This is a genomic window from Pseudomonas sp. JBR1 (assembly GCF_028198185.1).
In the GTDB taxonomy this organism is placed as follows: Bacteria; Pseudomonadota; Gammaproteobacteria; order Pseudomonadales; family Pseudomonadaceae; genus Chryseomonas; species Chryseomonas oryzihabitans_E.
Genome location: NZ_CP116340.1, coordinates 3,481,714 through 3,496,109, shown reverse-complemented (window position 1 = coordinate 3,496,109; position 14,396 = coordinate 3,481,714). Strand labels below are relative to the sequence as shown.

Genomic DNA, 14,396 nt, shown 5'->3' with positions numbered 1-14,396 from the left:
ACCGAAGCTATCAGACGTCGAGGTTTGACACCGCCAGGGCGTTGCTCTCGATAAAGTCGCGACGCGGTTCCACCTGATCACCCATCAAGGTGTTGAAGATCTGATCCGCGGTGATGGCATCCTCGATGGTCACCTGAAGCATGCGGCGCACGTTCGGGTCCATGGTGGTTTCCCACAGCTGATCCGGATTCATCTCGCCCAGCCCCTTATAGCGCTGGATGTTGAATCTCTTGCTGGTCTCGTTCATCAGCCATTCCCAGGCTTCCTTGAAGGTGCTGACCGGGCGACGGCGTTCGCCGCGCTTGGCATAGGCACCTTCTTCCAGCAGGTTATCTAGTTGGGCGGCCAGCTCGGTCACTAGGCGGTAATCGTTGCTGCCGAAGAAGTCCCGGTTGAAGGTGACGTAGCTGGACAGGCCATGGGCGAGGGTCTCCACCTCTGGTAGCCACAGACCTCGCTCGCGGTCCTCGCGCAGGCTGACACGGTAGGTGGTGCCGGAGCGCTCGGAGGTCTGCAGGCGTGCGCTAAGGCCTTCCAGCCACTGACGCATCGCCGCTTCATCAGCCAGCTGATCGACACCGACCCGTGGCAGGTACAGCAGGTGTTCGCTGACGGCGGCCGGATACAGCCGCGACAGGCGCTTGAAGGTCTTCATCACCTGGCGGTAGCTGTTCACCAGCTTCTCGAGTTCCACGCCGGAGAGGCCCGGGGCGTTCTCGTTGACATGCAGGCTGGCTTCTTCGAGGGCGGTCTGGGTCAGGTATTCCTCCATCGCCTCGTCATCCTTGATGTACTGCTCCTGCTTGCCACGCTTCACCTTGTACAGCGGCGGCTGGGCGATGTAGATGTAGCCCCGCTCGATCAGCAGCGGCATCTGACGGAAGAAGAAGGTCAGCAGCAGGGTACGGATGTGCGAGCCGTCGACATCGGCATCGGTCATGATGATGATGTTGTGGTAGCGCAGCTTGTCGATGTTGAACTCTTCGCGGCCGATGCCACAGCCCAGCGCGGTGATCAGAGTGCCCACTTCCTGGGAGGAGAGCATCTTGTCGAAGCGTGCCTTCTCGACGTTGAGGATCTTGCCCTTGAGCGGCAGGATCGCCTGGGTGCGCCGGTTACGGCCCTGCTTGGCCGAACCACCGGCGGAGTCACCCTCCACGATGTAGAGTTCCGACAGCGCCGGGTCCTTCTCCTGGCAGTCCGCCAGCTTGCCGGGCAGGCCGGCGATGTCCAGGGCGCCCTTGCGCCGGGTCATCTCCCGCGCCTTGCGGGCCGCTTCACGAGCCCGCGCGGCATCGATCATCTTGCCGACCACCGCCTTGGCTTCGTTGGGATTCTCCAGCAGGAAATCGGAGAAGTGCTTGCCCATCTCCTGTTCCACCGCGGTCTTCACCTCGGAGGAGACCAGCTTGTCCTTGGTCTGGGAGGAGAACTTGGGATCTGGCACCTTGACCGAGATGATGGCGGTCAGGCCCTCGCGGGCATCGTCACCGGTGGTAGCCACCTTGAACTTCTTGGCCAGGCCCTCGGCCTCGATGTAGCTGTTCAGGTTGCGCGTCAGCGCCGAGCGGAAGCCCGCCAGGTGGGTACCGCCATCGCGCTGGGGAATGTTGTTGGTGAAGCAGAGGATGTTCTCGTTGAAGCTGTCATTCCACTGCAGGGCCACTTCCACGGCCACGCCGTCGTCCTCGCGCTGCACCTGAAAGTGGAACACCTCGTTCACCGCGGTCTTGTTGGTGTTCAGGTAGTCGACGAAGGCGCGCAGGCCACCCTCGTACTTGAACAGCTCTTCCTTGCCGCTGCGCTCGTCGCGCAGGACGATGCCAACGCCGGAGTTGAGGAAGGACAGCTCGCGAATCCGCTTGGCCAGGATGTCCCAGTTGAACTGGATGTTGTTGAAGGTCTCGGCCGAGGGCTTGAAGTGCACCTGGGTACCGGTGGTGTCGGTCTCGCCGATCACTGCCAGGGGTGCCTGGGGCACGCCATGCACATAGACCTGCTCCCACACCTGGCCGGCGCGGCGAATGGTCAGCCGCAACTCCTCGGACAGGGCGTTAACCACCGAGACACCCACGCCGTGCAGGCCGCCGGACACCTTGTAGGTGTTGTCGTCGAACTTACCGCCGGCGTGCAAGACGGTCATGATGACCTCGGCCGCCGAGACGCCTTCTTCCTTGTGGATGTCCACCGGGATGCCGCGACCGTTGTCGCGTACGGTGATGGATTCATCCATGTGGATGGTGATGCTGATTTCGCTGCAGAAGCCGGCCAGGGCTTCGTCGATGGAGTTGTCCACCACCTCGAAGACCATGTGGTGCAGGCCGGTGCCGTCATCGGTGTCGCCGATGTACATGCCGGGGCGCTTGCGCACGGCATCCAGTCCCTTCAGCACCTTGATGCTGGAAGAGTCGTAGGTATTGTTCTCGCTCATGCTTGGCTCCCGCTAGTGTGGGTCTGCTTGATATGGCCGTGTTCCACGTGAAACACGCTGACCTCTGTCTCCGGCCGCCAGGCGGCCTGTAGCGTCTCGCGCTCGACACAGGTAATGAAGACTTGGCACTCCAGTGCCTCCAGCAGCCGGCACAAGGCCAGCCGGTGTCCCTCGTCCAGTTCCGAGGGCAGATCGTCGATGAGATAGACGCACTGGCCTCGCTTGACTTGGTTGACCAGCCGCCCCTGGGCAATGCGCAGTGCGCACACCACCAGCTTCTGCTGACCACGCGACAGGATGTCCGCCGCGTTGTGATTGCCAATACGGATCCGCAGGTCGGCGCGCTGCGGGCCGGCCTGGGTATGCCCCAGCTGCAGATCCCGCGGCAGGCTGTCCGCCAGCACCTCACGCAGATCGCGCTCGCGGTCCCAGCCGCGGTAATAACTCAGGGTCAGGCCGTCCAGCTGGATCAGCTCGGCCAGCACCGCCGTGAATTCCGGCTTCAGACGCTGGATATAGGCCTGGCGAAAGCCATCGATCTCGCCGCTGGCCAGGGCCAGTTCCTGATCCCAGGCGGCCTGCGCCGCAGGGTCGATTTTACCACGTCTGAGCCAGTGATTTCGCTGCCTGAGCGCCTTTTGCAGGCGTTGCCAGAGCGGCAGGAAGCGCTGTTCCTCGTGGAACACGCCCCAGTCGAGAAACTGCCGCCTGATCTTGGGGCTGCCTTCGAGCAGCCGGAAGCCATCGGGGTTGATCAGCTGCAGCGGCAGCACCTCGGCCAGTTGCGCCGCGCTGCGGGCATTCTCGCCATTGATGCGGATCTGGTAGTCACCGCCGCGCTCGCGCTGGATACCCAGGTTGCAATCCTGGCCACCGGGCAGCCGCACCTGGCCGAACACCGTGCAACTGGCCTGCTCGTGCTGGATGACCGGCGCCAGCTTGGTGCTGCGAAAGGAGCGGGCCAGTCCCAGCAGGTGGATGGCTTCCAGCAGGCTGGTCTTGCCGCTGCCGTTCGCGCCATGCAGCAGGTTGACCCGTGGCGAGGGCTGAAGCACGACCGCCTGCAGATTGCGCAGGCGGTCGGCATTGAAGCGGATCAATGTCATCGAGCGGCGATCAGAGGCGCATCGGCATCACGACATAGGAGGAATCGTCGTTGCCCGCCTCCTGCAACAGCGCACTGCTGCTGGAATCGGACAGGGTGATACGCACCTGGTCGGTGGTCATCACGCCCAGCACGTCGAGCAGGTAGCTGACGTTGAAACCGATCTCCAGGCTGCCGCCGTCATAGTCGACCTGCAGCTCTTCCTCGGCCTCTTCCTGCTCCGGGTTATTGGCCTGGATCTTCATGAAGCCGTTTTCCAGCTGCAGGCGAATGCCGCGATATTTCTCGTTGGAGAGAATGGCGGTGCGGCTGAAAGCCTCGCGCAGATGCTGGCGCTCACCTAGCACCAGCTTGTCGCCATGCCGCGGCAGGACACGCTCGTAGTCGGGGAACTTGCCGTCCACCAGCTTGGAGGTAAAGGTGAAGTCGCCCGTGGTGGCACGAATATGGTGCTGACCCAGCACCACGTTGACCGGTTCTTCCGGTTCGGTGAGCAGGCGCGACAATTCCAGGATGCCCTTGCGCGGCACGATGACCTGGTGCTTCTCGGCCTGGTCGACATCGGCCTCCAGCATGCACATGGCCAGGCGGTGGCCGTCGGTGGCCACGGCGCGCAGGCGTCCGGTGCTGGCTTCCAGCAACATGCCGTTGAGGTAGTAGCGCACGTCCTGCTGGGCCATGGCGAAGCCGGTGCGCTCGATCAGGCGACGCAGGCGGCCCTGGGGAATGCTGAACTTCAGCGAGCCCGGGCCTTCCTCCACGGTGGGGAAGTCGTTGGCGGGCAGGGTGGACAGGGTGAAACGGCTGCGTCCGGCACGGATCAGCAGCTTCTGCTCCTCGGTGCGGATGTCGATCAGCGCATCGGGCTGCAGGCTCTTGCAGATGTCCATGAGCTTGCGCGCCGGCACGGTGATCTCGCCAGCCTCGGCGGCTTCTTCCAGATCGACCCGGCCAACTAGCTCGACTTCCAGGTCGGTACCGGTCAGCGACAACCGCTGGCCTTCCACGACCAGGAGTACGTTGGACAGCACCGGCAGCGTTTGCCGACGTTCCACGACACCGGCCACCAGCTGCAGCGGTTTCAACAGGGCTTCACGTTGAATGGTGAAATGCATGGTCAGGTCCTTGCCAGGGCCGCGTCCGTCAGGTGGTCAGGGTACGCAGCAGGTTCTTGTAATCCTCGCGAATATCCGCGTCGGATTCCCGAAGTTCGGCGATCTTTCGACAGGCGTGCAACACCGTCGTGTGATCGCGTCCGCCAAAGGCGTCGCCGATTTCCGGCAGGCTGTGGTTGGTCAGTTCCTTGGACAGCGCCATGGCGACCTGCCGCGGCCGGGCCACCGAGCGCGAGCGGCGTTTGGACAGCAGATCGGCGATCTTGATCTTGTAATACTCGGCCGCGGTGCGCTGGATGTTGTCGATGCTGACCAGCTTGTCCTGCAGTGCCAGGAGATCCTTGAGCGACTCACGGATCAGCTCGATGGTGATGTCCCGTCCCATGAAGTGGGCGTGGGCGATCACCCGCTTGAGCGCGCCTTCCAGTTCACGCACGTTGGAACGGATGCGCTGGGCGATAAAGAAGGCGGCGTCGTGGGGCAGGTCAACCTTGGCCTGGTCGGCCTTCTTCATCAGGATCGCCACCCGTGTCTCCAGCTCCGGTGGCTCCACGGCCACGGTGAGGCCCCAGCCGAAGCGCGACTTGAGCCGCTCTTCCAGGCCGTCGATCTCCTTGGGATAACGGTCGCTGGTGAGAATCACCTGTTGTCCACCTTCGAGCAGCGCATTGAAGGTGTGGAAAAACTCTTCCTGCGATCGCTCCTTGCGGGCGAAGAACTGGATGTCATCGATCAGCAGGGCATCCACCGAGCGGTAGAAGCGCTTGAACTCGTTGATGGCATTGAGCTGCAGCGCCTTGACCATGTCGGCGACGAAACGCTCCGAATGCAGATAGACGATCTTGGCATTCGGATTGCGCTTGAGCAGGTGGTTGCCCACTGCGTGCATCAGATGGGTCTTACCCAGACCCACGCCGCCATAAAGGAAGAGCGGGTTGTAGCCGTGCTTGGGATTGTCCGCCACCTGCCAGGCCGCCGCGCGGGCCAGCTGGTTGGACTTGCCCTCGACGAAGTTCTCGAAGGTGAAGGTACGGTTGAGATAGCTGGTGTGCTTGAGTGCACCTTCCACCTGCACGGTGCGTTCGGTCTTGACCGCCGGCTCGTCGGCCTCGGCCAGTTCCGCCGTCACGTCTTCCAGGGCCACACCCGCGGTGACGATATCCGACTGGATCGGCTGCGGGGCCTGTACCGGCGGCGGCAGGGGGCTGCTCTGGCTACTGGGTGTCTGGGCCGGGCGCGGCTTGTTGCTGCGCTTGCTCCCGATCAACAAGGAAAGCACTGGCGCGATACCGTCGTCGGCATGCTCCTCGAGCAATTCGAGGATTCGGCTCAGGTACTTCTCGTTGACCCAATCGAGCACGAAGCGGTTGGGCGCGAACACCCGCAGCTCATCCCCTTCCGCTTCCACCTGCAGTGGCCGGATCCAGGTATTGAATTGTTGCGAAGGCAGCTCGTCGCGCAGCACATCTACGCAACGTTGCCAGAGTTCGACCGACACAGCGTCTCCCAAGGACTGGAGCGGCCCGGAAGGGCCATGAGCAAACGCCCATTGTATCCCTCCCCACCCGGGTTATCCACATGACCGCGCAGTTTCCCGGCGAATAGCCCCTTCCGTCCAGACCATCCTCCAGGCGACCGTCAGCTCTGTGGATAACGCCGTCTGACCTTTCTGGACAAGTACCGGGTTTGCGCTGTGGATAATCGTGATGTGGGTAACCCCTTCGCTTATCCACAGCCTCTGACCAGGCTAGCCACCCTTGCTCCACCTGTTGAAAACAGAGTTGCCGGTCTCACTCCGGCCAGTGGGCATCTGTGTCTGCGCGTTCTATCCACAGAAATCGGCTTCACCATACATATTCACTTCAATAGTCCTTTAAAACCTTTTGACCTGTTAATTTTATTTACGCGGTCTCCTGTCAGCGCGTGTTGGTTGGAAATTGACCTATACCGAGGCTTTCTCTAGAATCCCCGGTCTCTTTGCGCGGGGCGCTCATGCCTTGCCGCTTTCACCTAGGTAAAAGTCCATGAAACGCACCTTCCAACCCAGCACCCTGAAGCGCGCCCGTGTCCACGGTTTCCGTGCTCGTATGGCAACCAAGAACGGCCGTCAGGTTCTGTCCCGTCGCCGTGCCAAAGGCCGCAAGCGTCTGGCGATCTGATTGCCCGGTCAGGTGGTGAGTCAGGGTTTCGGTCGGGACAGGCGCTTACTGAGCTCCCAACAGTTCCAAGCGGTCTTTGACTCTCCCACCCACAAGGCATCCGGCAAGCACCTGCTGCTGCTCGCCCATGCCAATGGGCTAGACCATTCCCGCCTGGGGCTGGTCATCGGCAAGAAAAGCGTCAAGCTTTCTGTCGAGCGCAATCGCATCAAGCGGGTCATCCGAGATTCCTTCCGTCTGAATCAGGACCGCTTGGGCAGCTTCGATCTGGTCTTCGTCGCCCGGAAAGGGCTCGGCGAAGTAGACAATCCCGAATTGCACGATCAACTGCTGCAACTCTGGAAACGTCTCAATCGCCAGGCGAGCAAGGCCGTTGCCCAGCCAACCGACAGTCCCGACGGTGCTCATGCGTAAACCGGCCCTGCTGCTGATTCGCTTCTACCGTTATGCCATCAGCCCCATGATGGCCAGTCACTGTCGTTTCTATCCGACCTGTTCCGGTTACGCCCTCGAAGCCATCGAGTGCCACGGGCTGCTGCGTGGTGGCTGGCTGACCACACGGCGACTGTGCCGGTGCCATCCCTGGCACTCAGGCGGATACGATCCCGTTCCTCCCGCAAAGAACCCAGCCCCGACCTCTTCGATGGCCGAGTAAACATGGATATCAAGCGCCCGCTACTCATTGCCGCCCTGGCGATCGTGTCCTACACCCTGGTCTTCCAGTGGAACAAGGATTACGGCCAGGCCGATCTGCCCACGGCCAAGACGCAAACCAGCGTCCTGCCCGGCGATACCCCCAACGTGCCCACCGACGTTCCGGCTGACGCCAAGGCCGCGGCCCCGGTGGACAACTCGACCGCTCAGGCCAGCACTGCGCTCATCAAGGTACGTACCGACGTTCTGGATCTGGCCATCGACCCTCGCGGCGGCGACATCGTCCAGCTCGGTCTGGTGCAGTACCCCCGTCGCCAGGACCACCCCGACGTTCCCTTCATGCTGTTCGACAACGGCAACGAGCGCCTCTACCTGGCCCAGAGCGGCCTGACCGGTGCCAACGGTCCCGACGCCAACAGCGCCGGTCGCCCGCTGTACACCTCGGCCCAGTCCAGCTATGTGCTCGCCGATGGCAAGCAACAGCTGGTGGTGGATCTCAAGTACCAGGCCAATGGCGTCGACTACATCAAGAGATTCACCTTCCACCGGGGTCTGAAGGTCGACTGCTCGGACGCCGAGAAGGCGCAGAAGAAGATCACCTGCATCAACCCGGACGCCTATCAGATCCAAGTCAGCTACCTGATCGACAACCAGAGCGCCAACGTTTGGAATGGCGTGCTCTATGCGCAGCTCAAGCGTGACAAGAGCGGGGATCCGTCGGCCACTACCGCGACCGGCGTCTCCACCTATCTGGGCGCCGCGGTCGGTACCCCGGCCGAGCCCTATCGCAAGGTGTCCATGGGCGACATGGACAAGAACCGCCTGCAGGAATCCGTGCAGGGCGGCTGGGTCGGTTGGCTGCAGCACTATTTCGTCACCGCCTGGGTGCCGAACAAGGACGAGCAGCACCAGATCACCACCCGCAAGGATGCCCAGGGCAACTACATCGTCGGCTTCACCGGTCCGCAATTCAGCGTGCCGGCGGGTGGCAAGGGCGAGACCTCGCTGACCCTCTACGCCGGTCCGAAGATCCAGGAACACCTCAAGACCCTGTCCCATGGCCTGGAGCTGACCGTCGACTACGGCTTCCTGTGGTTCATCGCCCAGCCGATCTTCTGGCTGCTGCAGCATATCCACAGCATCCTGGGTAACTGGGGCTGGTCGATCATCGTCCTGACCATCATCATCAAGATGCTGTTCTTCCCGCTGTCCGCCGCCAGCTACCGTTCCATGGCCCGGATGCGTGCCGTCGGACCACGCCTGCAGGCGCTGAAGGAACAGCATGGCGACGATCGCCAGAAGATGTCCCAGGCGATGATGGAGCTGTACCGCAAGGAGAAGATCAATCCGCTGGGTGGCTGCCTGCCCATCGTGGTGCAGATGCCGGTATTCCTGGCGCTGTACTGGGTGCTGCTGGAAAGCGTCGAGATGCGCCAGTCGCCCTGGATGTTCTGGATCACCGACCTGTCGGCCAAGGATCCCTTCTTCATCCTGCCGATCATCATGGGCGGTACCATGCTGGTGCAGCAGATGCTGAACCCGGCGCCGCCGGATCCCATGCAGGCCAAGGTGATGAGAATGATGCCGATCATCTTCACCTTCTTCTTCCTGTGGTTCCCGGCCGGTCTGGTGCTGTACTGGATCGTCAACAACTGCCTGTCGATCCTGCAGCAGTGGTACATTACCCGGAAGATCGAGGCGGCCGCCAAGAAGGCCTGACCCCGCTCAACCTGTCCACACGACGCCCCTTGATTGGGGCGTCGTGCTTTCTGGAGGATCGTCATGTCCCTGCCTTCCGACAGCATCGCCGCCATCGCCACCGCCACCGGCCGTGGTGGTGTCGGCATCGTGCGCGTCTCCGGTCGCCTGGCCGCACCCCTGGCCCAGGCCATCTGCGGCCGCGAGCTACCGCCGCGGCATGCTCACTATGGCAACTTCCTTGCCGCCGACGGCAGCGTACTGGACGCGGGCATTGCCCTGTTCTTTCCCGGCCCGAACTCCTTCACCGGCGAAGACGTTCTGGAATTGCAGGGTCACGGCGGCCCGGTGATCCTCGACCTGCTCTTGCGCCGTACGCTGGAAGAGGGCGCGCGGCTGGCCCGTCCGGGCGAATTCAGCGAACGCGCCTTTCTCAACGACAAACTGGACCTGGCCCAGGCGGAGGCTATCGCCGATCTCATCGAGGCCAGCACCGAGCAGGCGGCGCGCAATGCCCTGCGCTCGCTGCAGGGCGAGTTCTCCCGCCGGGTGGAAAGCCTGGTCGAGCAGCTCATCCGCCTACGCATCTATGTCGAAGCCGCCATCGACTTTCCCGAGGAGGAGATCGACTTCCTCGCCGATGGTCGGGTCCAGGGATTGCTGGAGGGTGTGCAGGCCGAACTGCACGAGGTCCAGCGTGAAGCCAATCGCGGTGCCCTGCTGCGCGACGGCATGACGGTGGTGATCGCCGGCCGGCCCAATGCCGGCAAGTCCAGCCTGCTCAACGCCCTTGCCGGCCGGGAAGCCGCCATCGTCACCGACATCGCCGGCACCACCCGGGATGTCCTGCGCGAACATATCCACATCGATGGCATGCCGCTGCATGTGGTCGATACGGCCGGACTGCGCGATACCGCCGACCGGGTGGAGCAGATCGGCGTCCAGCGCGCCCTGGACGCCATCGCCGGTGCCGATCGGGTGCTGCTGGTGGTGGATGCCAGCGCCCCGGAAGCCGGGGATCCCCAGGCGCTGTGGCCGGAACTGCTGAGCACCCGGCCGCCACTGGACAAGCTGACGGTGATCCGCAACAAGGCCGACCTCACCGGCGAAGCCACCGGTTTGTTGCCCAGCACCGAGCCGGTGGAGATCGCTCTGAGTGCCACCGATGGTGGCGGTGTCGAGGCCCTGCGCGAACACCTCAAGGCCTGCATGGGCTTCGAACAGACCACCGAGGGCGGCTTCAGCGCACGGCGTCGCCACCTGGACGCCCTGCAGCGGGCCGCCAGCGCCCTGGACCATGGCTATCGCCAACTCACCCTGGCCGGCTCTGGCGAACTCCTGGCCGAAGACCTGCGGCAGGCCCAGCAGGTACTTGGCGAGATCACCGGGGCCTTCAGCTCCGACGACCTGCTCGGCCGCATCTTCTCCAGCTTCTGCATCGGCAAGTAAACCCTGCCCGCTGCTCCAGGCCTGTGCAATGCAGGCCTTGGCTATCCTCATTCCCCCTTTCCAGATCCCTGTTGATAAGCCTGCCTGAGGTCTGCCCATAAATCGGTGCACGACCTGTCCATGATTGGCGTTGTGGATAAGCGAGCAAAGGCTCCACAGGATGCTGAGAGCTTGTGTTCATCCACAGCACAAGACGTACACCGGGTTCAGGTTTTCCCCAGCCCAGCCCCGACGTGGCCTGTGTAAGGTTATCCACAGAAAATGGCTTGCGTATACATAAGCTCTATAACAGTCCTTTTAAAACTTTCTTCTCTATTGTTTATATTGGAGCCCCTCACCGCTGACTGGTCATTTTTTGGCCAGAGCCCCTTCTGCAAGACTGGCCTAGGCCTTATACTTGCCGGCTTTCCTTCGAATTCCTGCCAACAGGCACGAGGTGCGTGGTGGACTTTCCTTCCCGTTTCGACGTCATCGTGATCGGCGGCGGCCATGCCGGTACCGAAGCGGCCCTGGCGGCCGCCCGTATGGGTGTGCGTACCCTGCTGCTCACGCATAATGTGGAAACTCTCGGCCAGATGAGCTGCAATCCCGCCATTGGCGGCATCGGCAAGAGCCATCTGGTCAAGGAGATCGATGCCCTGGGCGGCGCCATGGCCGCGGCGACGGATCTCGCCGGCATCCAGTTCCGTATTCTCAACAGCCGCAAGGGACCTGCCGTCCGCGCCACTCGCGCCCAGGCCGATCGCGTGCTGTACAAGGCGGCTATCCGCTACGCCTTGGAAAACCAGCCCAACCTGTGGATATTCCAGCAAGCCTGTGACGACCTCATCGTCGAGGGGGATCGCGTTGCCGGCGTGATCACCCAGATGGGCCTGAAATTCCATGCGGATAACGTGGTGCTGACCGCCGGGACCTTCCTTGGTGGTCTTATCCACATCGGCATGCAGAACCACAGCGGTGGACGAGCGGGAGATCCGCCCGCCATCGCCCTGGCCCAGCGCCTGCGGGAACTGCCGCTACGGGTGTCCCGCCTGAAGACCGGTACGCCACCGCGCATCGACGGCCGGTCGGTGGATTTCTCGGTGATGACCGAGCAGCCCGGGGATACCCCCTTGCCGGTGATGTCCTTCCTCGGCAATCGCGAGCAGCATCCGCAGCAGGTCAGCTGCTGGATCACCCATACCAACGCCCGCACCCACGACATCATCCGCGCCAACCTGGATCGTTCGCCCATGTATTCGGGCGTGATCGAAGGGGTAGGGCCGCGCTACTGTCCATCCATCGAAGACAAGATCCATCGCTTCGCCGACAAGGACAGCCATCAGGTCTTTCTCGAACCCGAGGGTCTGACCACCCACGAGCTCTACCCCAACGGCATCTCCACCTCGCTGCCCTTCGATGTGCAGCTCGAGGTGGTGCGCTCCATGCGCGGCATGGAAAACGCCCACATCCTGCGGCCCGGCTACGCCATCGAATACGACTTCTTCGATCCGCGGGATCTCAAGTACAGCCTGGAAACCAAGGTCATCGCCGGCCTGTTCTTCGCCGGCCAGATCAATGGCACCACCGGTTACGAAGAAGCCGGCGCCCAGGGTCTGCTCGCCGGGGCCAACGCCGCGCTGCGCGCCCAGGGCCGTGAAGCCTGGTGTCCGCGCCGCGACGAGGCCTACCTCGGCGTCCTAGTGGATGACCTCATCACCCTGGGCACCCAGGAGCCCTACCGGATGTTCACCTCGCGCGCCGAGTACCGGCTGATCCTGCGCGAAGATAACGCCGACCTGCGCCTGACCGAAAAGGGCCGGGAACTGGGCCTGGTGGACGATCAGCGCTGGGCGCTGTTCGAGGCCAAGCGCGAAGGCATCGCCCTGGAAGAGCAGCGCCTCAAGGCGACCTGGATTCGCCCGGGCACGCCCGAGGGCACGGCGGTAGCCGAGCGCTTCGGCACGCCGCTCAATCACGAATACAACCTGCAGAATCTGCTGGCGCGTCCGGAGATCGACTACGCCGGCCTGATGGCCGCCGTGGGCCAGACGCCAGCCGAGACCCAGGTCGCCGAGCAGATCGAGATCAAGACCAAGTACGCCGGCTATATCGATCGCCAGCAGGACGAGATCCAGCGTCTGCGCGCCAGTGACGCCGTGGCGCTGCCGGCAGAGCTCGACTACGCCACCATCTCCGGACTGTCCAAGGAGATCCAGCACAAGCTGGCCCAGGCCCGTCCCGAGACCCTGGGGCAGGCCTCGCGTATCCCTGGCGTCACGCCGGCGGCGGTCTCGCTGCTGCTGATCCACCTGAAGAAGCGCAGCGCCGGTCGCAGCCTGGAGCACAGCGCCTGATGGCCAGCGCGATTCAAGCCAACGAACTGCGCCAGGGCGCCGAGACCCTGGGTGTGATGCTCTCCGCCCCGGTGGAGGAGCGGCTGCTGGGCTACCTGGACCTGCTGGTCAAGTGGAACAAGGCCTACAACCTGACCGCGGTGCGTGATCCTGACGAGATGGTTTCGCGGCACCTGCTGGACAGCCTCAGCATCGTCCCCCACGTGGGCGCCGGGCACTGGCTGGATGTGGGCAGCGGCGGCGGCATGCCGGGCATTCCCCTGGCGATCCTGTTTCCCGAATCGCGCTTCACCCTGCTCGACAGCAACGGCAAGAAGACGCGCTTCCTGACCCAGGCCAAGATCGAACTGGGTCTGGACAACCTCGAGGTGGTCCACGCCCGTGTCGAGGCCTTCCAGCCGGCGACGCCCTTCACCGGCATCGTCTCGCGGGCGTTCAGCGCCATCGATGAATTCGCCACCTGGACGCGGCATCTGGGCGACAACCAAACACAGTGGCTGGCGATGAAGGGGCTGCACCCCGACGACGAGCTGGCCAAGCTACCAGCGGATTTCCGGGTTGCGGCGGCGCACGTCCTCGCGGTTCCCGGTTGCCAAGGCCAGCGGCACTTGCTGATACTGCGCCGCACGATTGGAGAGGGGTAAGGCGGTACATGGCCAAGGTTTACGCGATAGCCAACCAGAAGGGCGGGGTGGGCAAGACCACCACGTGCATCAATCTCGCCGCTTCTCTGGCCGCCACCAACCGGCGCAAGGTGCTGCTGATCGATCTCGATCCCCAGGGTAACGCCACCATGGGCAGTGGAGTGGACAAGCACGCCCTGGAGCATTCGGTACTGGATGTTCTCACCGGCGCCTGCGGTCTGCTCGATGCCATGCATTTTTCCGAACACGGCGGCTACCAGCTGCTGCCGTCTAACCGTGATGTCACCGCCGCGGAGGTCGAACTGCTGGAGATGACCGGTCGCGAGAGTCGCCTGCGCGATGCCCTGGCGCCGGTGCGGGACAACTACGACTACGTGCTCATCGACTGTCCGCCGTCGCTGTCCATGCTGACCATCAACGGGCTGGTGGCCGCCGATGGCGTGATCATCCCCATGCAGTGCGAATACTTCGCCCTGGAAGGCCTGACCGATCTGATCGGCAGCATCCAGCACATCGCCCAGCGGCTGAATCCCCAGCTCAAGATCGAAGGCCTGCTGCGCACCATGTTCGATCCGCGCATCGGCCTGGCCAACGACGTCGCCGCCCAGCTCAAGCAGCACTTTGGCGACGAGCTCTACGAAACCATCATTCCGCGCAACGTCCGCCTGGCCGAAGCGCCCAGCTACGGTATGCCCGCCCTGGTCTACGACAAGAGTTCGAAAGGGGCTGCGGCCTATCTGGAGCTGGCCAGCGAGCTGGTCAAACGTCAGCGCAAGGCGGCTCGCACCGCCAAGACTGCCTAAGG

12 protein-coding genes are annotated in these 14,396 nt (G+C 63.1%); 8 read left to right on the top strand and 4 right to left on the bottom strand.

The genetic code is table 11. From position 1 onward, the window contains the following. Nucleotides 1-10: 10 nt before the first annotated feature. The 4 genes from gyrB to dnaA are packed head-to-tail and all read right to left on the bottom strand — an operon-like array spanning nucleotide 11 to nucleotide 6,149. Nucleotides 11-2,431, bottom strand: a complete 2,421-nt coding sequence (gene gyrB / locus PJ259_RS16160) for a DNA topoisomerase (ATP-hydrolyzing) subunit B (protein ID WP_271653475.1) — start codon at nucleotides 2,429-2,431, stop codon at nucleotides 11-13. Then, entirely contained in the window at nucleotides 2,428-3,537 is a 1,110-nt protein-coding gene (gene recF / locus PJ259_RS16155) for a DNA replication/repair protein RecF (protein WP_271653474.1), read from the bottom strand. The genes gyrB and recF overlap by 4 nt, the downstream gene beginning before the upstream one ends. A 10-nt stretch (nucleotides 3,538-3,547) precedes the next feature. Continuing rightward, nucleotides 3,548-4,651 carry a DNA polymerase III subunit beta gene (gene dnaN / locus PJ259_RS16150; protein WP_007160136.1) on the bottom strand — a complete coding sequence of 368 codons (1,104 nt, stop codon included), beginning with the start codon at nucleotides 4,649-4,651 and terminating at the stop codon, nucleotides 3,548-3,550. 28 nt (nucleotides 4,652-4,679) lie between these two features. Further along, entirely contained in the window at nucleotides 4,680-6,149 is a 1,470-nt protein-coding gene (gene dnaA / locus PJ259_RS16145; protein WP_017641477.1) for a chromosomal replication initiator protein DnaA, read from the bottom strand. A gap of 526 nt (nucleotides 6,150-6,675) precedes the next feature. Here dnaA and rpmH point away from each other — a divergent pair. From rpmH to PJ259_RS16105, 8 genes are all read left to right on the top strand, one after another. Continuing rightward, a complete protein-coding gene (rpmH, locus tag PJ259_RS16140; protein ID WP_007160134.1) occupies nucleotides 6,676-6,810 on the top strand; it encodes a 50S ribosomal protein L34 in 135 nt (44 codons plus the stop codon). Nucleotides 6,811-6,822: 12 nt separating this feature from the next. Continuing rightward, nucleotides 6,823-7,224: a ribonuclease P protein component gene (gene rnpA, locus PJ259_RS16135; protein ID WP_059316791.1), complete on the top strand. Its 402-nt coding sequence runs from the start codon at nucleotides 6,823-6,825 to the stop codon at nucleotides 7,222-7,224. Further along, nucleotides 7,217-7,465: a membrane protein insertion efficiency factor YidD gene (yidD, locus tag PJ259_RS16130; protein WP_082696248.1), complete on the top strand. Its 249-nt coding sequence runs from the start codon at nucleotides 7,217-7,219 to the stop codon at nucleotides 7,463-7,465. Before rnpA ends, yidD begins: the two co-directional genes overlap by 8 nt. A gap of 2 nt (nucleotides 7,466-7,467) precedes the next feature. Next, entirely contained in the window at nucleotides 7,468-9,183 is a 1,716-nt protein-coding gene (yidC, locus tag PJ259_RS16125) for a membrane protein insertase YidC (RefSeq protein WP_271653473.1), read from the top strand. A gap of 63 nt (nucleotides 9,184-9,246) precedes the next feature. Beyond that, a complete protein-coding gene (mnmE, locus tag PJ259_RS16120) occupies nucleotides 9,247-10,611 on the top strand; it encodes a tRNA uridine-5-carboxymethylaminomethyl(34) synthesis GTPase MnmE (protein WP_271653472.1) in 1,365 nt (454 codons plus the stop codon). A gap of 443 nt (nucleotides 10,612-11,054) precedes the next feature. After that, nucleotides 11,055-12,947, top strand: a complete 1,893-nt coding sequence (mnmG, locus tag PJ259_RS16115; protein WP_059312998.1) for a tRNA uridine-5-carboxymethylaminomethyl(34) synthesis enzyme MnmG — start codon at nucleotides 11,055-11,057, stop codon at nucleotides 12,945-12,947. Next, complete coding sequence (gene rsmG / locus PJ259_RS16110) at nucleotides 12,947-13,591, top strand: 16S rRNA (guanine(527)-N(7))-methyltransferase RsmG (protein WP_271653471.1); 645 nt, start codon at nucleotides 12,947-12,949, stop codon at nucleotides 13,589-13,591. Before mnmG ends, rsmG begins: the two co-directional genes overlap by 1 nt. 8 nt (nucleotides 13,592-13,599) lie before the next feature. Further along, nucleotides 13,600-14,394 (top strand): ParA family protein, encoded by a 795-nt coding sequence (locus PJ259_RS16105; RefSeq protein ID WP_059312996.1) that lies wholly within the window; start codon nucleotides 13,600-13,602, stop codon nucleotides 14,392-14,394. Nucleotides 14,395-14,396 lie beyond the last annotated feature (2 nt).

Bases quoted from the DNA above. Each gene is read 5' to 3' on its own strand.
- gyrB (WP_271653475.1), bottom strand. From the start codon at position 2,431: ATGAGCGAGAACAATACCTACGACTCTTCCAGCATCAAGGTGCTGAAG.
- recF (WP_271653474.1), bottom strand. From the start codon at position 3,537: ATGACATTGATCCGCTTCAATGCCGACCGCCTGCGCAATCTGCAGGCG.
- dnaN (WP_007160136.1), bottom strand. From the start codon at position 4,651: ATGCATTTCACCATTCAACGTGAAGCCCTGTTGAAACCGCTGCAGCTG.
- rpmH (WP_007160134.1), top strand. From the start codon at position 6,676: ATGAAACGCACCTTCCAACCCAGCACCCTGAAGCGCGCCCGTGTCCAC.
- yidD (WP_082696248.1), top strand. From the start codon at position 7,217: ATGCGTAAACCGGCCCTGCTGCTGATTCGCTTCTACCGTTATGCCATC.
- yidC (WP_271653473.1), top strand. From the start codon at position 7,468: ATGGATATCAAGCGCCCGCTACTCATTGCCGCCCTGGCGATCGTGTCC.
- mnmE (WP_271653472.1), top strand. From the start codon at position 9,247: ATGTCCCTGCCTTCCGACAGCATCGCCGCCATCGCCACCGCCACCGGC.
- rsmG (WP_271653471.1), top strand. From the start codon at position 12,947: ATGGCCAGCGCGATTCAAGCCAACGAACTGCGCCAGGGCGCCGAGACC.
- PJ259_RS16105 (WP_059312996.1), top strand. From the start codon at position 13,600: ATGGCCAAGGTTTACGCGATAGCCAACCAGAAGGGCGGGGTGGGCAAG.